Below are 19,660 nucleotides of genomic sequence, written 5' to 3'. Positions count from 1 at the left end.
TCCCAAAAATTTACTGGGAAGAGATTATAAATTCGGGAATCATGCCGAAAATATTTAAATCTATACGCTTTAAATATATCTTTCAAAATAAGATTAAGAAATATGTATTTTATGCTATCGGTGAGATAATTTTGGTTGTGATTGGAATATTGATTGCGCTTAAAATCAATAACTGGAACACACAAAAGGTTAAGAAACAAGAGGAAATTGAAATCTATAAAAACATTAAAGACCAAATATCCCAGAATCTTGAAGAAATAAAAGTAGTTAAAAACAAAAATGAGTTTTATGGTAATCAATATGAATTTGCCAATCATCTGATTTCTTCTAAAAACTTTAAAAATGCAGATACCCTAGCAATAATGGCCATGAACCTATCTCAGTATTCAGATTTTAATGGAAATGGGAATGTGTTCGAGACCTTGGTAAACAGTGGGGATTTTAAATTAATTGAAAACACCGAAATTCAAAACAAACTCCAAAAGCTTCAATCTACTTACAGCTATATGAATAAATTGGAGGATATCCATTGGGAAATAATAATGAAAGAATTATCCCCTGAATTAAGAGGGGTTATAAATTATTCCAATCTTCAAATTGTAAAGCCAGACAAACTTTATTCAGTAGAATTACAAAATATATTTATTGAAAGTATTTTTTTAACCAAAGGAAAAAATGCCGTCTATAATTTAGCATTGACAGAAATAAATAACCTTACCAATTTAATTGACAACGAGCTGAAAAAATATCCTGCTAACTAAAATTATTAAACACGTTGGATCTTTGCTCCGATGGCTTTAAGGCGTTCGTCAATCCTTTCATAACCACGATCTATTTGTTCAATATTGTGAATCGTAGAGGTGCCTTTAGCGGAAAGAGCTGCAATTAAAAGTGAAACCCCTGCCCTGATATCAGGTGAGGTCATTGTAGTAGCCTTCAATGTAGACTTAAAATCATGACCAATTACTGTTGCCCTATGGGGATCACACAGTATGATTTTAGCTCCCATGTCTATTAATTTATCAACGAAAAACAATCGACTCTCGAACATTTTTTGGTGCACTAACACACTACCTCTAGCTTGCGTTGCCACAACCAAAATTATACTAAGTAGATCAGGGGTAAATCCAGGCCATGGCGCATCTGCAATGGTTAAAATTGAACCGTCAATATAATTTTGTATCTCATAACCATCATTGTGTTTAGGAATATGAATATTATCTCCATCCTTTTCAACGGTAATCCCTAGTTTTCTGAAAACATTAGGAATAAGTCCTAAATCATCCCAACTTACATTGGAAATGGTAAGTTCACTACGCGTCATTGCGGCAAGCCCAATCCAACTACCAATTTCAATCATATCTGGTAACATTGTATGTTCTGTACCATGAAGCTCATCTACACCTTCTATTTTTAGAAGATTAGAACCAATACCGCTAATCTTAGCTCCCATCCTATTCAGCATTTTGCATAATTGTTGGAGATATGGTTCGCAAGCAGCATTATAAATGGTAGTTGTTCCTTCAGCCAAAACTGCAGCCATTACAATGTTCGCAGTACCGGTTACGGAGGCTTCATCTAAGAGCATGTAAGCACCTTTTAATCTATCAGCTTCAACCCCATAAAATTGGTCTTCTTTCCGGTATCTGAATTTTGCACCTAAGTTTATAAAACCTTCAAAATGCGTATCCAACCGCCGTCTTCCTATCTTATCACCTCCTGGTTTTGGAATATATCCCTTACCAAAACGTGCCAAAAGAGGGCCTACTATCATAATACTTCCTCGTAATCCCTTCCCGTCTTCCTTAAATTCAGGAGATTCTAAGTAAGAAAGTTTAATATCATCGGCTTGAAACGAATAAGAGCCTTGACTTAACTTTTCAATTTTAACCCCTAGTTTACCTAAAAGAGAAATCAATTTATTAACATCAACAATATCTGGAATATTATTAATGACAATTTTTTCTTTAGTAAGCAAAACTGCACAAAGTATTTGAAGGGCTTCGTTCTTTGCGCCTTGGGGTTTAATACTACCTTTTAAAGGTTGTCCCCCTTCAATAACAAATGTAGACATGAAATTAGGTTAGTAACGTTTACGACCTCGGTTAGATTTCTTCTTGTGGTGACCTTTGGAATGTTTCTTTTTGCCTCTCATTAAGCTTGAAGCATCCGTAAGATCCTCATCGCTTTCACTCAATCTAATTTTTCCTCCAGAAAGTTCCTTTAAATGGCCAAAAATGACATCATCCTCAACGGTATCTTTATTCCAATTGAGGAAACATTTTTTCATGTGATTGGCAATTGTATAAATTAAGGCATCCTTCATATCGCCGTCTTCCCATGTATTAGCAACATCTATCATAGTTTTAATGTTGTTACCATAAAACCGGTATTTGGGATGGTTTTGTGGATATTTTAAAGGCTCTGGACGAGACATCAATTCTTCTTTAGAGGGAATTTCATATGGTGAATCTGCATCTAATTCAAAATTCGATATGATATAAAGTTGATCCCAAAGTTTATGTTGAAAATCTGGCACATCCCTTAAATGTGGTTGAAGATTTCCCATTACAGAGATAATTGCCTTCGCCACCTTATTTCTTTCCTCCTTTGTCGGAAGATCCTTTGCATAATTCACCATCTTTTGAAGGTGTCGACCATACTCTGGTATGATAAGATGCTCCCGCTCTGTATTATATTCTAATTCGTTAGTCAAAATCGTAAAATGTCTGTGATTAATTATTCTAAATGAAGCTCATTTGCATGCTTGCAAAATACAAAAAATAGGACAAGAAGACAGAAAATTAGAGAGAAATTACGCCCTCAACCTTTTCACCAATTTCCTGATATTTTTCAATAACAGCATCAGGATTTTTCATGTTTACATTTATGGAAACGCTAGTATACTTTCCATTTTTAGACTCAGTGGTTTTAATTACCGCACCTAAATTGTCGAACAAATCCTCAATCTGTTTTATTTTATTTTTATCTGAAGGCACAATAAACTTGTATAAATATTCACTCGGCCAGCTCGCCGTTTCAAATAATTGTGATCTTAATTTATTGTAAAATTCTTCTTGTTCTTTACTTAACGCCATTTTTAATTCCTTTCTTCGCAAAGATACATTGAACTTTGCATTTTTTATTTATTCGTTTAATTACGACTTTTATAGCGAAAATCTTGCCATTTTGAAATCAAGAAAAATTGTCATAACCGGAGGGCCAGGTACAGGAAAAACCTCTGTTATCAATGAATTAAAAAACCAAGGCTACACCTGTCTTGAAGAAATTTCTAGACAAGTGACCCTAGATGCCAGAAAAGATGGAACGGAACAACTATTTTTAACCGATCCTGTAGAATTTAGTCGAAGGTTATTAGAAGGAAGGATAGCCCAATTTGAAGAAGCATCATCTTTTCCGGATCCACTTATTTTTATCGATCGTGGAATACCCGACATTTTAGCTTACATGCATTATATCAATGTTCCTTATCCCGATTTTTTCAAGCAGGCATCTAAATTACACAGCTACGACCATGTTTTTGTATTGCCGCCTTGGGCATCAATTTTTGAAAGTGATAGTGAACGATATGAAAATTTCGATCAGGCAAAATTAATTCATGAAAACCTGCTGGAAACCTACTCTAAATTTGATTATCAACTTCATGAAGTTCCATTTGGAAGCATCGTACACCGAGCAGATTTCATTCTTGATGTGTTAAAAGAGAATGACTAAATCACCTTTCGAAATATTACAGCACTATTGGGGTTACAACCAATTCAATCCACATCAGAAGGAAATAATCCAGCATGTATTAGATATGAATGATGCTCTCGTTCTATTACCAACTGGTGGAGGAAAGTCTCTTTGTTACCAAATTCCTTCATTGGTAACAGATGGAATTTGCTTGGTAATTACCCCACTTATAGCCTTAATGAACGACCAAATAAACCGTTTGAAAGAGCAGGGAATTAAAGCTATTGGGCTAGGCGGTAATATACATTATAACCGGCTAAATGAATTACTGGATAATGCTGTTTATGGTAATTATAAATTTCTTTATCTATCTCCAGAGCGATTTCAGCAAAGTTTGGTTAAAGAACGAATTGCCCAGATGGATATTAACTTTATTGCTATAGATGAAGCGCATTGTATTTCGCAATGGGGCCATGATTTTAGACCAGCTTATTTGGAATTACAAGAAATCCGTGATCTTAAACCCAATGTGCCAATAATTGCTCTAACTGCAACGGCCAAACCGAAAGTAGTCGAGGAAATTTGCAATTATTTAAAAATTGAATCAAGAGATATTTTTAAAGGCACCTTTCATCGAGACAACCTAGCCATTTCAGTTAAGCAAACTGAGGATAAACTTTACCAAATTCTCCATGAGGTTAGTACCGTTTCCGAATCCTGCATAATTTACGTCAGGAGTAGAAATGAATCTGAAAAGGTCTCAGAATATTTAATAAAGAATAATATCAAATCATCTTTTTTCCATGGCGGATTAAGTAATGATCAAAAAGCTGAGCGATTAGAATCCTGGAAATCTAACCAATGTCAAGTTATGGTAGCAACCACTGCCTTTGGAATGGGAATAGACAAGAAAGACGTACGATTGATAATCCACTATTCCTTACCTGAAAGTTTAGAAAGTTATTATCAAGAAATTGGGCGTGCCGGAAGGGATGGAAAGGCATCCAAAGCATTAATTTTATTAGACCAACATGATAAATCTAGGTTAATCGAACAGTTTTTGGCTAACCTTCCAACCGTAAAAGATTTAAAACTGATTTATCGCAAACTTAGTAGCTTTCTTCAAATCCCATACGGCGAAGGAACAAATGACATATTCCCTTTAAATTTTAAGAAGTTTTGCAATGTTTATGGCTTTAATACCTTAATGGCTTATAATGCCTTAGAATTATTAGATCGTAATAGTGTAATTGAACTTGCCCAAAATTTTAAGTATAAAACAACCCTCAAATTTGAAACCAGTACCCAGGAAATTTTCAAATACCTTGAAAACAATAAAAGTATGCAAGGTTTGGTACAAACAATTTTAAGAACCTATGGAGGAATATTCGAGCATGAATTGCCAATAAATCTTGAATTGTTAGCTCAAAAAACCAGTATACCAGAAAGTGAAATAGTTAATCGATTAAAGAAGTTGGAAACAGATGGTTTGATTGTTTTTCATAATTCTGTAACTGATACCCAAGTAACTTTTTTAGAGCCCAGAGAGGATGATGCAACCATAAACAGAATTGCTTCTAAATTGAAAGAGTATTATTCGACCAAAGAATCCAATATTCATTCTGTCATCCATTTCTTTTATGATAACAATGAATGCAAAATGAGATCCTTGGTATCTTATTTTGGAGAAGAATTACCTAATAATTGTGGTGTTTGTTCAGTATGTTTGGAAAAGACTACAAAACCCCTGGGTTTAGATTACAGGCAATTAAGGAATACTATTATCACCATATTAGAATCCGGTCCGCTAACAAGTCGTCTAATTCAGCAAAAAACCAAGTTAGAACAAAAGGTATTAATTGAAATCCTAAAAAGGATGCTAGAGGATGACATAATTGAAATTACAGATAATAACCAATATAAAATCAAATTTTCGTAATGCACGAGGATCTACGTATCGTATTTATGGGCACCCCAGATTTCGCGGTGGCCACATTAAAAAAGTTAGTTGAAAACAATTATAATATAGTTGGAGTAATCACCGCACCAGATAGACCTGCCGGTAGAGGCCAAAAACTTAAGCAATCGGCTGTAAAAAATTATGCCATAGAAAAGAATTTACATGTAATGCAGCCAACCAACCTAAAATCTGAACAGTTTTTGGAAGAATTGAAGTCGTTAAATGCAAATCTGCAAGTCGTGGTTGCATTTAGAATGTTACCGAAAGCGGTATGGCAGATGCCCAAGTTTGGCACATTTAATTTACATGCCTCCCTGCTTCCAGATTACCGTGGTGCAGCACCAATCCATTGGGCTATTATTAATGGTGAAAAAAAATCTGGTGTGACCACATTCTTTATCGACGATAAAATCGATACTGGTGAAATTATTTTAAGCAAAACGATCGAAATTGGCAAAACTACAACGGTTGGTGAATTGCATGATAAAATGATGGAACTAGGAGGCGAATTGGTCATTGAAACTGTAGATCTTATTAAAAACGGAAATATTAAAACCGAAAAGCAACCTGAAAGTGAACAGCTTAAAACAGCCAACAAGCTAACTAAAGAAAACACTAAAATTGATTGGTCTCTTCCAGTTGAATCTATATTTAATAAAATAAGGGGGTTAAATCCATATCCTGCCGCATGGTCTGTGCTCCTTACGAACGATACTGAATACTTAGTTAAATTGTACGATGTTGATTTTGAATCTACTGAACATCCTAAACCTGTTGGAACTATAATTATTGAGGGAGACAGCATGAAGGTTAGCGCAAAGGATGGCTTTATTTTGGTGAATGAATTGCAGCTTCAAGGAAAAAGGAAAATGGATATAAAATCCTTTTTAAATGGTTTTTCATTTTCCAAAGACGCAAAAATGCTCTAAACCCTTATTACTGTTGGAATTGGCGTATTTCGTCGATACTACGCCTACTGTTATCAACAAATGCTCCAAGTTATCAACAAAAATCCCAATTTCCCTTGCTATTCCTTGTGTAGCTTAATATTCCGTCTAAATTTGTATAGGGTAAAACCAAATTATTTAACCTTACTTTAAACAATTTAAAAATTAAAATTTATGAACAAATCAGATTTAATCGATGGAATGGCAGAAAATGCTGGAATTACTAAAGCTGCGGCTAAGAAAGCATTAGATTCTTTTTTAATAGATATAGAAGGTGCTCTTCAAAAAGGTAAAAGAGTTTCTTTAGTAGGATTTGGATCTTGGTCAGTTGCTAAAAGAGCAGCTCGCGAAGGTAGAAACCCACAAACTGGCAAAACTATTAAAATTAAAGCAAAAAATGTTGTGAAGTTTAAAGCAGGTTCAGACTTGAATGACGCAATTAACTAACATTTGATGTTATAAAAAATAAGAAGCCTGCTCCCAGCAGGCTTTTTTTGTTTTAGGTTAGCCCGTCAAATTATTGTTTTTTAAATAAAAATGTTATAGTTTTATTTTAAATCATCCTACAAATGATTACTCTAAAGCCCGAAAAAGGACATCTGCTTATTGCTGAACCATCTATCATCGGTGATATGTCTTTCAACCGATCGGTCATTCTATTGGCTGATCATTCTTCTGAGGGGACTATTGGTTTCATTATGAATAAACCATTAAAATTTACGCTTAATGAACTTATCTCCACAACAGATAAATCGTTTAAGGTTTACAATGGGGGTCCTGTGGAACAAGACAATTTATTCTTTATCCATACGGTTCCTCATCTCATTCCTGATAGTATTGAAATTTCTTTAGGAATTTATTGGGGTGGAGATTTCGACAAGGTATTGGAATTATTAACCACCAACCAATTAAAAGAAACGGATATTCGATTCTTCTTAGGATATTCTGGGTGGGAACCCAATCAGCTGGAAAATGAGCTTTCTGCAAATTCATGGGTAGTTACTAAAAATGAATTTGCCAATGAGTTAATCAAAAAATGTTGTAACAATTTTTGGAAAGATAAAATGCTTGAACTTGGAGGTGAATATTCCATTTGGTCCAATGCTCCTGAAAACCCAAGTTATAACTGATTTTTAACCTTCTCGTTTAACTGTTCTAGTAAATAATTAACGTTAACTTTTTCGAAATCCTTTTTGCGGTATCTACTAACAGGCTGTATCCCAATAATAACGTTAGTAATAAAAACCTCATCGGCTCTTTGAAGTTCAAAAGGTGAAATTGAAGTTTCTTCCAAATTATAATTTGGATCTTTTTTAATTATTTCAATCAGCTGTTGCCTTATGATTCCCTTTAAAACTCCCTGATCTAATGAAGGTGTCTTTATGGTGTTACCAAAAACTAGGAATATGTTTCCATTTAGGGCCTCAACCAAATGCTTGTCATTATTTAAAAGCAAACAATTTTGAAAATCATTTTCCTTGGCATATATACTCCCTAAAACATTCAAACTTTTATCTGACTTTTTAATATTCGATAACAGACCAGTATTGACGTAATAATCCTTAAATAAATCAACTTCATAATCATCTTCGTTTATTGAATATAATTCATTTTGTAAGGAAGCGAAACTTATATAATAATCTATGTCATTAGTATTTGGACTATAAAGCCCTCCTCCTGTTCTTGCAACAACTAATCTAACACGGTACACAGAATTTTCATTAGGTTCAGTCTCAATCGTTTTACGAATTTCTTCTTCCAAAAATTCCATAGTGAAGGTCATAGGGATTTCCATCCTCATTATTCGCATGGAAGACATCAAACGAAAATAATGATCTTCCCAGAAAAGAATTTTTCCCCGTACTACTTTAAGCGTTTCAAAAACACTATCGGCATATTTAAATCCTCTATTATCTAAATAAATAGAAGGAGCGTCTTGCTGTAATAATCTACCGTTAACATTAATCATAAAAAATCCCGATTAAAAATTAATCGGGACAAAAATACAATCTTATTTAAGGTTAGGGCGAACCTAATACATGCTTTAAATCGGAAATTTGATTATCCCATAACATTTTGGCTTCTTCCACTTCATCTTCCTCAGCGAAATCCGTTACTATTAACGAGACATCTTTTGTAATATCATCTACTTGGATACGTATTTCGAAAAAATAAGAATGCCCATCTTCCTCGTCGACTAACCAACGAAATTTAACTCGTTCACCACTCTTTTTACTAAGTAGCTTAGCTTTTTCCTGACTGGCATCCCAAATAAAAGTGAATTTCTCACCTCTAGAATTTACGTTGTCAGCAAACCATTCAGACAAACCTGAAGGTGTTGAAATATATTGATACAAAAGTTGTGGTGAAGCGTGGATGGGGAACTCCATCTCAAACTTTATTTTTTCATCCATATGCGAATTCAATTTTAGATCGCTCAATATATACATTAATTGTAAACATTAAAACTTATTTACTTAAAAATAATTTGAACAAGCTTGTTTGCAAGCATTGAAAATGTTGCTATATTTGCACCCGCTAAAAACGATTAGGCGAGGTAGCTCAGTTGGTTAGAGCGTCGGATTCATAACCCGGAGGTCACGAGTTCAAATCTCGTCCTCGCTACAATAAAAACCGGTAAATTCTGCCGGTTTTTTTATTTCACCATTTTAGATTAATTGGTTTAAGAATTACTAAATCTTAATACTGAAATATCTGATTCGCATTCATTAAATCCCTTTATTATTTCTTAGCTTTTATCGTTAAAGAATGATTTAACCTAGAAAAACTTTAAACAATCGATTGCGATTAATATATTAGTACTGTGAATGGCTAGTTTTAATCGGATAAAAAAGTTTTATTAATTTCCAAAACAAACTAGTATTCAGTCAACTAACTACTAATCTTTGTCAATCTAATTTAATGATCAGAATCTTCTTTTCGGTCTGTGTATTTATTAGTTTATTTTCTTGTAAAGAAGAAAAATCGACTATAAATACTGTCCAAAAAACTGCATTTGCCGAACCTCTTGGAGAAAACAATGTGGCTTATAAATGGGGGAAAGTAGCTCTTGAGGCCACTGCTCATGATACAGAATGGTTTAAACCCAGACCAACTATAACTTCTAGATACTTGGCTTTAATTTTTGTTTCCGTTTTTGATGCTTGGACCCGCTACGATTCAGTGGCTACTCCAGTTTATTTAAATGGTATTGCTAGGAGACCTATTGAAGAACAAAATTTAAAAAATAAAGAGATTGCCATTAGTTATGCAGCTTACCGTGCAATGAATGAGTATTATTATTCCGATTCAATCTATTTAAAAAAAGTAATGTTAGATTTCGGTTTAAATCCTAATGACAATTCTTTAGACCCAACGACTCCCCAAGGAATAGGTAATCTTGCTGCCAAAGCGGTTATTGAAGCTCGACGGGGTGATGGTTCCAATCAATACGGTGAGGAAAAAGGGTCACAAGGCCGACCATATCATAATTATGTTAATTATGAACCAATTAACCCTGTTGATAAAAACATAGATCCTAATAGATGGCAGCCAAAATATTTTTCAGATGGGCAAGGTGGACGTTTTGCACCAGAATGTTTAACCCCCTATTGGGATAAAGTGACACCAATTGGATTGGAATCTGGAGATCAATTTAGGCCAGGACCACCACCAATGATCGGTTCTGAACAATTGGAAAAAGAGGTTTGGGAAGTCATTGAATTGCAGGCTAATTTAACTGATGAGCAGAAAGCCCTAGTTGAATTTATGAGAGATGGTCCTCAATCTGTACAACAAGCCGGACATTGGTTAAAATTTGCCCAAGACGTATCACGTCGTGACGAGCATACTCTAGATGAAGATGTTAAAATGTATTTCTACAATCAAATTGTCGCCATGGATGCGTTTATAGCCTCATGGGATTCTAAAATGTTTTATGATTTTGCTCGGCCCTATGCCCTAGTTCACGAATATTTCGGGGAACAAAAAATAAAAGCTTGGGGAGGCATCGGTAAAGGAATCATGGAAATGGAAGGAAAAAATTGGCGGCCATACTCCCCAGATACATTTTTATGTCCTCCATTCCCAAGTTACACCTCTGGGCATAGTACTATTAGCGGTGGATGTGCTGAAGCCTTGAGATTATGGACAGGAAGTGATGAATTTGGGGAAGAGGTAGAATTGGTTGCAGGTGCTTTAACAGAACCTGAAAATTTGGGTGATACGGTGACTTTAAGTTTCCCGACATTTTCAAAAACAGCTGAAATGGCTGGTATCTCTAGGGTTTTGGGTGGTTATCATATTCAAGCGGATAATATTGAAGGATTAAAATTGGGTAGAAACGTTGCCAAGGAAGATTGGAAATTTTATCAAAAGCATGTAAACGGAGAAAATGATATCCAATAATTATTGCCATTGAAAAATTAAATTAAACTTTTTAAGTTCGATTTTAGAAACATAACAAAATCATAATCAATATTTTAATATTTTTATTCTCAGGATATTAACCAATCCTTAGTTATTCACTAATTAATCTAAATTATTTTATGAAAAGTTATCTTGCTGAATTCATTGGAACCGCCTGGTTGGTTCTTGGTGGCTGCGGTAGCGCTGTATTGGCCGCAGGTTTTCCTGAATTAGGAATAGGATTTGTCGGTGTGTCATTTGCCTTTGGTCTAACCGTATTGACAATGGCTTATGCTATTGGACACATTTCTGGCTGTCATCTAAATCCTGCGGTTAGCATTGGCCTTTGGGCAGGTGGACGGTTTGAAACTAACAAACTTCTTCCATACATTATCTCACAAGTTCTTGGCGGAATTGCAGGAGCAGCAATTCTTTACCTAATCGTCACTGGAACTCCAGGGAATGATATAGGTTCTTTTGCAGCCAATGGCTATGGTGATCACTCCCCAGGAGGCTTTAGTTTGCTTTCAGGATTTGTAACCGAGGCTGTCCTAACGTTTGTATTTCTATTTATAATTCTTGGATCGACCTATGTTAAAGCCCCGGCAGGTTTCGCAGGAATAGCTATTGGTTTAACTCTTACATTAATCCACCTCATTAGTATACCCGTTACCAATACTTCTGTAAACCCGGCTAGAAGCACAAGTCAAGCTATTTTCGTCGGAGATTGGGCAATAGGCCAATTATGGTTGTTTTGGGTAGCTCCAATTATAGGCGCACTATTAGCCGGCTTTGTATACAAGTTTTTGAAATTAGGCAAAGAAGACTAATTACAAGCAGAAAATTTTAAGAGGGCATAACTATTCAGTTATGCCCTCTTTTTTTATCATTAAAACGTGTATAGACTGAACGTTTCAGCCTATTTGAGTACACAGAAACATGGTTAAATGTCATTCAACTTTGCTTTTTGTCGGATTTTTTTGCATTTCATGGATATAAATTAAAAATTTTATTCTATCTTTCGCCTGAATTATAAAAGCATGACATAACAATAACTAGTAATCACAACATACTGGGAAACAGAATCTAGGATTTAAAATCAGTCAGTGCCCCCTACTTTACTGACTGTATACAATTTAAGTTTAGATTATTCCCTCTGCCCTAAATGCCTACTTATGATGAAAAAACTATATTTCAGCTTTGTCATCCTTATACTTGTTATATACAAGTTTCAAGCCTCTACTAATATCTCTTATTTACAACCCCAAATTGTTCCTTTAGATAGCAATTTGGCTGGTTTATCCATTGTAGAAATTAAAAATGGTCACAAGCTAGATAACAACTGGGACATTAATCAATATAAATTTGAGGCGACCACTTCACATAAAATAGAATCAACTTTGGCAATTAGTTGTCAAGGGGATATAGATTCAGACACTGATACTGGATTAGACTATGCAGTCGTAAATTTTTCTGACCCTTCTCCAACTTTGGGAGCAGGTTTAAGTACCATAACACAAACTGAAGGACCTATTTCTGGATCACAATTTCCAATTGGGTCAACCACAATAACATTTCAGGAAGAAGAAAATGCGACTGGAACTATATTAGGAACATGTTCATTCAATATTAATGTTACAGATAATGAAAATCCGGCAGCTAATTGTGTAGCTAATTTTACAATTAGTCTTGATGGTTCTGGTAATGCTTCCATCAATGTAAACGATATCAACTCTGGATCCACGGATAATGTGGGTATTGCCAATCTTTCATTAAGTAAAACTAATTTCAATTGTTCCGATATCGGAAGTAATACAGTTACACTTACTGTTACTGATACAGCAGGAAACACCTCTTCTTGTACCACCAATGTTATTGTAGAAGACAATCTGGCCCCGACTGCCCTTTGCAGGAACATAACACTTCAACTGGACGGCTCTGGGAATGCGACCATGACGGCCGCCGATATCGACAACGGGTCCGATGATGCCTGTGGCATCAAATCAATAACCGCCAGCAAGACAAGTTTCAGCTGTGCAGATATTGGTGCGAACACCGTGACACTTACCATCACCGACAACAACGATAACATAGCAACCTGCAATGCAACGGTCACCGTTGAGGATAATGTGGCCCCGACTGCCCTTTGCAGGAACATAACACTTCAGCTGGACGGCTCTGGGAATGCGACCATGACGGCCGCCGATATCGACAATGGGTCCGATGATGCCTGTGGCATCAAGTCAATAACCGCCAGCAAGACAAGCTTCGGCTGTGCCGATATTGGTGCGAACACCGTGACACTTACCGTCACCGACAACAACGACAACATATCCACCTGCACCGCAACGGTCACCGTGGAGGACAATGTGGCCCCGACTGCCCTTTGCAGGAATATCACCCTTCAGCTGGACGGCTCTGGGAATGCGACCATGACGGCCGCCGATATAGACAACGGGTCCGATGATGCCTGTGGCATCAAGTCAATAACCGCCAGCAAGACAAGCTTCGGCTGTGCCGATATTGGTGCGAACACCGTGACACTTACCGTCACCGACAACAACGACAACATATCCACCTGCACCGCAACGGTCACCGTGGAGGACAATGTGGCCCCGACTGCCCTTTGCAGGAATATCACCCTTCAGCTGGACGGCTCTGGGAATGCGACCATGACGGCCGCCGATATCGACAACGGGTCCGATGATGCCTGTGGCATCAAGTCAATAACCGCCAGCAAGACAAGTTTCAGCTGTGCCGATATTGGTGCGAACACGGTGACACTTAGCATCACCGACAACAACGATAACATAGCAACCTGCACCGCAACGGTCACCGTTGAGGATAATGTGGCCCCGACTGCCCTTTGCAGGAACATAACACTTCAGCTGGACAGCTCTGGGAATGCGACCATGACCGCCGCGGAGATCGACAACGGGTCCGATGATGCTTGTGGCATCAAGTCAATAACCGCCAGCAAGACAAGTTTCAGCTGTGCCGATATTGGTGCGAATACTGTGACACTTAGCATCACCGACAACAACGATAACATAGCAACCTGCACCGCAACGGTCACCGTTGAGGATAATGTGGCCCCGACTGCCCTTTGCAGGAACATAACACTTCAGCTGGACAGCTCTGGGAATGCGACCATGACGGCCGCCGATATCGACAACGGGTCCGATGATGCCTGTGGCATCAAGTCAATAACCGCCAGCAAGACAAGTTTCAGCTGTGCCGATATTGGTGCGAACACCGTGACACTTACCGTCACCGACAACAACGACAACACATCCACCTGCACCGCAACGGTCACCGTGGAGGATAATATTAATCCCACAATAACCTGTCCAAGCAACCAAAACGTAAGTTTTGATTCCACCTGCAACTATACACTTATTGATTTTACAGGGCTTTTGAATGCATCTGATAATTGTGGTAACAACCTAAGTATTTCACAGTCACCAGCAGTAGGAACCGTGATAACCTCAAACACTCAAATAACATTAACTGCAACAGATGATTCAGGAAATTCATCATCCTGTACATTTAGCGTAATTCCATCTGACACCACCCCTCCTGTAGCCTTATGTAGGGATATAACGGTTGAACTTGGAAATGGACAGGCAACTATAAATGCTGATGATATTGATAACGGCTCTTATGACAATTGTAGTGTACCAACCTTATCGGTTTCCCCTGCAAATTTTGATTGTAGTAATATTGGAAACAATACGGTAACCTTAACGGTTACTGATGCCAATGGAAATTCCTCAACCTGCACAGCAAATGTTTTAGTGAAAGACGTTACCGCACCAGACGCTTCTTGTGCCGGACCAATAACCTTAACTCTCGATCCTTCAACTGGTCAAGCAAATATTACTGATATAAATTCAATATATAATGGTTCTGGAGATACATGTTCGAACATTACACTAAGCATGTCGCAAACTTCCTTTGGATGTAACGATATTGGAACACGAACCATTCCCCTTACAATTACTGATGCCTATGGCAATAGTAGTAGCTGCAACGTTACAGTTATTGTGGAAGCTCCAACAATTACAAGTGGTACAGTTACCGGTGTTGTTGTAAACCCCATACCTGATAATCCTCAACCTGCCGATGATCTAATTGAGGTTACTGCTTGTCCAGGAGGTGTTACAATTCCGAAAGATGTTCAATTAACATTGAATCTTGATGGAAGTAGCAATATCACTACAGCAAACATTAAGAATTGGCAATTTTCTAATGACCAAGGTGCCAATTGGACAACAGTTTCCAATTCAGCTGGAAAACTTCAGATAACCTTACTAAATCTAACCACCACAACCGTGGTTAGAGCCGTAATACAATCTGGTGATTGTATAGAATTTTCACCAGTTGCTGTCATTAGGTTTTTACCCCCAGATGAACCACCAATAATTGTTAGTACTACTGCTTTGGATATCTGCTTAGGAGATGACGTAACCGTTGTGGCCGAAAGTTATTTTGAAGCCTTTGGTCAATTTGGAGATGGAGGACTTTTCAACTATGCTCAGCCTGATGGATGGCGAGTTAATGGTATTGACGGATTTTTTCCCGCAAGTGGTAATAATACAAATGAGCCTACCTGGAAAGAAACGAACGGTCCTGTAATTCAGTCAGGTATTCGTTACGACACCAGCGACAATACAAAATTTGCAATTGCACAAGGTCCCTATTCCTCTACATTGGAAACACCTGTTTTCAATACGGTGGGAATGAATCCTGGAGATGCTATTTTAACTTTTTACACAGCCTATTATTTCTGTAATGGTGCCAATGGAAAAATTGAATTGTCGTTAGACGGTGGAAATACCTATGATATTGTGTTAAACACCCAACAAAATGACAACTTTACATCCGGCAATAATACTGGAGTTTCAGTTAAGACCAATAGTGGTTCGTGTGGTACTGGACCAAATGGGCAGCAACCAACATCTGACCCATTCAGATACACTTCAGTAGACCTTTCCGATTATATTAATTTATCAAGCTTAAGGGTTCGTTTTTCTTATGATGCGCAAGGACAGTCAAAATGTAATGGCGCCTACTTTCCAACTGGTGCGGGTAATACGTGTTCTTCAGTACCTCATAATTTTGATGTTTATAGCGCATGGGTTATTGATGATGTAGGATTTCCTTACGCCCCTATTGATGAAGTTTTGGAATGGACAGATGAAAAAGGAACTGTTGTGGCAACCGGAACCACCGTTGCGGTAGAGCCTGTAACACCAGGTATTAGGGAATATGGAGTAACCGCTTTAGTAAATGGATGTAGGGCAGATACCGATGATGGAACCGAATTCATTAATATAAATACAAGTCTGGCTTATGCCGGTCAGGATCGCACTCCAAATTCAGGAGAATGTGGACAAACAACTGTACCACTTAACGCCTATGACAATACATTAACAGCTGTTGAAAATTACAATAATGGAGCCTATGAAAATGGACTTTATGTTGTTCCAAACACCGCTATTGGTGATATAAATTTCCAAGGAACGGGAGTCACTGGAAGTTGGAGCATTGTTTCAGGTCCAACCACGACCTGCGGTGCAACTGCAACATTTTCAAGTAACACGGACCCCAGAGCCACTTTCACTGGACAACCTGGAACCTATGTATTAAGATGGACTCTTACTAATGGTTGTTATGACGACGTTAGTATCACCATCACAAATTGTGATTATGTGAATTTTGATGGAATTAACGACTATGTGAATTTCAGGGACAATTATGCCCTTAATGGTAACTTTTCTTTAGAAATGTGGGTAAAGCCCAATAGCACTTCTGGAAGTCCAACCATAATTTCAAAAAAGAACGCCAATAGCAATAGTGCGGGATACGCCTTAAGATTAGTGGGAGGAAAACCACGATTTGAATGGTATTCCACTTCAGGTTCTGGAACAATTACCTCAAGCCATGCCATATCTTCTAATAGATGGTATCATATCGCAGTAACCTTTAACGGTGCTTATAAGCTCTATGTAGATGGATTGGATGTTGGGAATCAATCGGGCTCAGCTGTGGCTCCAGGAATTACACCAACGGATATAGATTGCATTTTGGGGGCTATGGATAACGGTGGAGCATCTAATGATCCACCTGTAAACTATTTTAATGGATGGATTGACGAGGTTCGAGTTTGGAATATTGGCTTAAGTGATGAAATGATTCATCAGATGATGAACCAGGAAATAAAAGCCTCTGGAAATGATGTAATGGGCGAAGTCATTCCGAGACGTATTGCAGGCCGAGACACAGATCAAAATGGAACCGAAGATGAAACTCTAACGTGGAGCAATTTAGATGGATATTACAGAATGAATGTTGATTGTGGTTTCTTAACAGCTTATAAAGGTGTAAACGGTAGACTTAGAAACATTTTTACACCTGAAGAGGAAACGGCACCAATACCCTACACCACTATTAGAAATGGCAAATGGACCAACACCTCTACCGCTACCCCTTGGACTTATGGAAACACCGTTTGGGACTATCCAAACTCTACCGGAATTAATGGAAAAGAGATTAAATGGAATATAGTTAAGACTAGTCATAATGTAGATTTAGAACAGAAAGATGTCACCCTTTTAGGATTACTTGTTACTTCAAACGAAATAACGGTCGCTCAATCAGGTACCAAAAATGAATATAATCCTGGTCGTGGCATGTGGATAACTCATTATTTAAAACTTGACGGCTCAATTGATTTAGTTGGAGATTCTCAATTAATTCAAAAGCGATATACCGCCGATCAATTAAATGATAGCGAATTAGACATTACCAGTTCAGGTTTCATTGAGAGAGACCAGCAAGGGACTACCAATATTTACAACTATAATTATTGGGGATCTCCGGTAAGTACAATTAACACCACCTCCATCAATATGCCATATACAATTGGCAATACACTCTTAGATGGTTCAGATACGAACAATCCAAAATCCATTCAATGGACCAATAGTTATGACGCAACAGGAGGTAATAACCCCATCACCTTAAGTAAGAGGTGGTTATACGCTTTTGAAAATTATAGAATTATAGAAAATGACGCTTGGGCCGAATATGCACAATGGAATTACATCGGTAATTCCGGTTCAATTGCACCTGGATTAGGATTTACGATGAAAGGAAGTGGAGTAGGTTCTAATTTATATTCTAACGGTGAGCAAAATTACACATTCAAAGGAAAACCAAATAACTCCGATATTGAGGTAACCATTACAACAGGCAATATGGCCTTGGTCGGAAACCCTTATCCATCTTCAGTATGGATTGATGAGTTTATTTTGGATAATATACCAGGAGGAAATTCTAATAGCACACAAACCATGTATGGCAGTTTATATTTCTGGGAACACTATCCATCAAACAAAACACATATTTTGGAAGATTATGAAGGCGGGTATGCTATAAGAAATTTAACTGGAGCAGTTTTAGCCCCCTATTCTTCTCTAATAAGTGGCCTAGGCAGTTCATCCAAATTACCCGGGCCGTATATCCCAGTGGGGCAGGGTTTCTTTGTAATGTCTAGTGGTGTTGCCTCAGGAAAAATAAAATTTGAAAACGATCAACGCTATTTTGAACGTGAATCCTCTGGAAACTCCACTTTTATGAGGACTATGAAAACAAATCAATTAACAAATAACCCGGAAGAAACCTATCCAAATAGAACTTTGAGGTTCTCTTTTGAAGCACCTACTAAAACAGTTAGAAATTTGTTGTTAGGATTTTCAACTTTGAACAAAGCCACTGAAAATTTTGACCCAGGATATGACGCTGTAAATAATGATAATTTGATTGATGATCTCTCCTTTAAAGTAGAAGATAAATTATGTACTATTCAATGTAGGGAGGAGTTCAATGAAAATATTCGAATACCGTTAAATTTAAAAATAACAACACAAGGACTTTATAGAATGAAACTTACCGAAGTACAAAGATTCGAAAATGAAGTTAATGTATATGTCTTTGATCAAGTCCATGACACTTATTTTAACTTATCGAAAGGTGATTTAGAAATAGTTCTTGAACCAGGAGATTATACTGATCAATTTTATATGGTCTTTAAAAAAGAGGAAAAAGAAATTGTTGAGGTAGAAGAATTTACTGGATTAATAATCAATTATTTAACTAACAGTAGAGAAATCTATATTAAGGCCCCAAGCGATTTAAATATCAAATCTGTTCAATTAGTAAATATGATTGGGCAAACGGTGAATAGTTGGAGTAAATTCTCCATAAATTCCTCCAATGAAATAAGAATACCGGTTAATAATACAGCAACAGGGAATTATGTGTTGAAAATGGAAACCGAACAAAAAACCTACAACAAAAAGATAGTTATTAACTAACCACTTATCACTTATTTAAAGGCTGCCAATTGGCAGCCTTTTTTCGTTTGTATCCGATTAGTCTTTAATCGAAATCTTGAAATTAACCCGATAACTCACTTTAACGGTTTATAAAGACTAAAACGGTATTTCAACGATAATATTTGTTATGGCACGGGGCTACTGATAATTTTACAACTCCCTCATTAAACGATTAATAGCATTAAAATTAATTAAAGTCAGTCCCTCATGATTTTTTAAACTAAAATCAATGAGGTTTTAGTGTTATA

The 19,660-nt window shown here is 37.0% G+C and carries 14 protein-coding genes and 1 tRNA gene; 10 read left to right on the top strand and 5 right to left on the bottom strand.

Annotated elements, in window-relative coordinates:
- The first annotated feature begins 41 nt into the window (after nt 1-41).
- Nucleotides 42-761 carry a DUF6090 family protein gene (locus ISU00_RS13555; protein ID WP_228851209.1) on the top strand — a complete coding sequence of 240 codons (720 nt, stop codon included), beginning with the start codon at nt 42-44 and terminating at the stop codon, nt 759-761.
- Nucleotides 762-766: 5 nt separating this feature from the next.
- On the opposite strand, the gene murA is transcribed toward ISU00_RS13555, so the two are convergent.
- The 3 genes from murA to ISU00_RS13540 all read right to left on the bottom strand — a co-directional run bounded on the left by murA (nt 767) and on the right by ISU00_RS13540 (nt 3,098).
- Nucleotides 767-2,074 carry a UDP-N-acetylglucosamine 1-carboxyvinyltransferase gene (gene murA / locus ISU00_RS13550; protein WP_228851208.1) on the bottom strand — a complete coding sequence of 436 codons (1,308 nt, stop codon included), beginning with the start codon at nt 2,072-2,074 and terminating at the stop codon, nt 767-769.
- Nucleotides 2,075-2,083: 9 nt separating this feature from the next.
- Entirely contained in the window at nt 2,084-2,716 is a 633-nt protein-coding gene (locus tag ISU00_RS13545) for a DUF4290 domain-containing protein (protein ID WP_228851207.1), read from the bottom strand.
- An 88-nt stretch (nt 2,717-2,804) separates the two neighbouring features.
- Nucleotides 2,805-3,098 carry a DUF493 family protein gene (locus ISU00_RS13540; protein WP_228851206.1) on the bottom strand — a complete coding sequence of 98 codons (294 nt, stop codon included), beginning with the start codon at nt 3,096-3,098 and terminating at the stop codon, nt 2,805-2,807.
- Between the two features lie 91 nt (nt 3,099-3,189).
- Here ISU00_RS13540 and ISU00_RS13535 point away from each other — a divergent pair, with 91 nt between their 5' ends.
- The 5 genes from ISU00_RS13535 (at nt 3,190) to ISU00_RS13515 (ending at nt 7,733) form a co-directional block, all read left to right on the top strand.
- Nucleotides 3,190-3,735: an AAA family ATPase gene (locus ISU00_RS13535; protein WP_228851205.1), complete on the top strand. Its 546-nt coding sequence runs from the start codon at nt 3,190-3,192 to the stop codon at nt 3,733-3,735.
- Entirely contained in the window at nt 3,728-5,635 is a 1,908-nt protein-coding gene (locus ISU00_RS13530) for a RecQ family ATP-dependent DNA helicase (protein ID WP_228851204.1), read from the top strand. Before ISU00_RS13535 ends, ISU00_RS13530 begins: the two co-directional genes overlap by 8 nt.
- The gene (gene fmt / locus ISU00_RS13525; RefSeq protein ID WP_228851203.1) at nt 5,635-6,585 is read left to right on the top strand and encodes a methionyl-tRNA formyltransferase; all 951 of its coding nucleotides are present in this window, start codon (nt 5,635-5,637) and stop codon (nt 6,583-6,585) included. The genes ISU00_RS13530 and fmt overlap by 1 nt, the downstream gene beginning before the upstream one ends.
- 192 nt (nt 6,586-6,777) lie before the next feature.
- Nucleotides 6,778-7,050: an HU family DNA-binding protein gene (locus tag ISU00_RS13520; RefSeq protein WP_228851202.1), complete on the top strand. Its 273-nt coding sequence runs from the start codon at nt 6,778-6,780 to the stop codon at nt 7,048-7,050.
- Nucleotides 7,051-7,172: 122 nt separating this feature from the next.
- The gene (locus ISU00_RS13515) at nt 7,173-7,733 is read left to right on the top strand and encodes a YqgE/AlgH family protein (RefSeq protein WP_228851201.1); all 561 of its coding nucleotides are present in this window, start codon (nt 7,173-7,175) and stop codon (nt 7,731-7,733) included.
- Here the strand turns inward: ISU00_RS13515 and ISU00_RS13510 are convergent.
- Both ISU00_RS13510 and ISU00_RS13505 read right to left on the bottom strand, forming a co-directional pair.
- Nucleotides 7,724-8,572, bottom strand: a complete 849-nt coding sequence (locus ISU00_RS13510) for an aminotransferase class IV (RefSeq protein WP_228851200.1) — start codon at nt 8,570-8,572, stop codon at nt 7,724-7,726. The two genes, ISU00_RS13515 and ISU00_RS13510, sit on opposite strands and share 10 nt — an antisense overlap.
- Nucleotides 8,573-8,624: 52 nt before the next feature.
- The gene (locus tag ISU00_RS13505; protein ID WP_228851199.1) at nt 8,625-9,017 is read right to left on the bottom strand and encodes an START-like domain-containing protein; all 393 of its coding nucleotides are present in this window, start codon (nt 9,015-9,017) and stop codon (nt 8,625-8,627) included.
- 137 nt (nt 9,018-9,154) lie between these two features.
- Between ISU00_RS13505 and ISU00_RS13500 the strand changes: the two genes are divergently transcribed.
- The 4 genes from ISU00_RS13500 to ISU00_RS13485 all read left to right on the top strand — a co-directional run bounded on the left by ISU00_RS13500 (nt 9,155) and on the right by ISU00_RS13485 (nt 19,391).
- Nucleotides 9,155-9,228: transfer RNA gene (locus ISU00_RS13500), tRNA-Met, on the top strand.
- 297 nt (nt 9,229-9,525) lie between these two features.
- The gene (locus ISU00_RS13495; RefSeq protein WP_228851198.1) at nt 9,526-11,010 is read left to right on the top strand and encodes a vanadium-dependent haloperoxidase; all 1,485 of its coding nucleotides are present in this window, start codon (nt 9,526-9,528) and stop codon (nt 11,008-11,010) included.
- Nucleotides 11,011-11,150: 140 nt separating this feature from the next.
- Nucleotides 11,151-11,840 (top strand): aquaporin Z, encoded by a 690-nt coding sequence (gene aqpZ / locus ISU00_RS13490; protein ID WP_228851197.1) that lies wholly within the window; start codon nt 11,151-11,153, stop codon nt 11,838-11,840.
- A gap of 345 nt (nt 11,841-12,185) precedes the next feature.
- The gene (locus tag ISU00_RS13485) at nt 12,186-19,391 is read left to right on the top strand and encodes an HYR domain-containing protein (RefSeq protein ID WP_228851196.1); all 7,206 of its coding nucleotides are present in this window, start codon (nt 12,186-12,188) and stop codon (nt 19,389-19,391) included.
- Nucleotides 19,392-19,660: the final 269 nt, after the last annotated feature.

The sequence above is a fragment of the Aegicerativicinus sediminis genome (genome assembly GCF_015476115.1).
Taxonomy (GTDB): Bacteria; Bacteroidota; Bacteroidia; order Flavobacteriales; family Flavobacteriaceae; genus Aegicerativicinus; species Aegicerativicinus sediminis.
Note: the sequence above shows the minus strand (reverse complement) of the source record. Positions and strands in the feature narration are given on the sequence as shown.

Excerpts from the sequence above, each read along its gene's own strand:
- ISU00_RS13495 (WP_228851198.1), top strand. The coding sequence starts at position 9,526 with ATGATCAGAATCTTCTTTTCGGTCTGTGTATTTATTAGTTTATTTTCT.
- ISU00_RS13515 (WP_228851201.1), top strand. The coding sequence starts at position 7,173 with ATGATTACTCTAAAGCCCGAAAAAGGACATCTGCTTATTGCTGAACCA.
- aqpZ (WP_228851197.1), top strand. The coding sequence starts at position 11,151 with ATGAAAAGTTATCTTGCTGAATTCATTGGAACCGCCTGGTTGGTTCTT.
- ISU00_RS13485 (WP_228851196.1), top strand. The coding sequence starts at position 12,186 with ATGATGAAAAAACTATATTTCAGCTTTGTCATCCTTATACTTGTTATA.
- ISU00_RS13505 (WP_228851199.1), bottom strand. The coding sequence starts at position 9,017 with ATGGATGAAAAAATAAAGTTTGAGATGGAGTTCCCCATCCACGCTTCA.
- murA (WP_228851208.1), bottom strand. The coding sequence starts at position 2,074 with ATGTCTACATTTGTTATTGAAGGGGGACAACCTTTAAAAGGTAGTATT.
- ISU00_RS13540 (WP_228851206.1), bottom strand. The coding sequence starts at position 3,098 with ATGGCGTTAAGTAAAGAACAAGAAGAATTTTACAATAAATTAAGATCA.
- ISU00_RS13510 (WP_228851200.1), bottom strand. The coding sequence starts at position 8,572 with ATGATTAATGTTAACGGTAGATTATTACAGCAAGACGCTCCTTCTATT.
- ISU00_RS13530 (WP_228851204.1), top strand. The coding sequence starts at position 3,728 with ATGACTAAATCACCTTTCGAAATATTACAGCACTATTGGGGTTACAAC.
- fmt (WP_228851203.1), top strand. The coding sequence starts at position 5,635 with ATGCACGAGGATCTACGTATCGTATTTATGGGCACCCCAGATTTCGCG.
- ISU00_RS13520 (WP_228851202.1), top strand. The coding sequence starts at position 6,778 with ATGAACAAATCAGATTTAATCGATGGAATGGCAGAAAATGCTGGAATT.
- ISU00_RS13555 (WP_228851209.1), top strand. The coding sequence starts at position 42 with ATGCCGAAAATATTTAAATCTATACGCTTTAAATATATCTTTCAAAAT.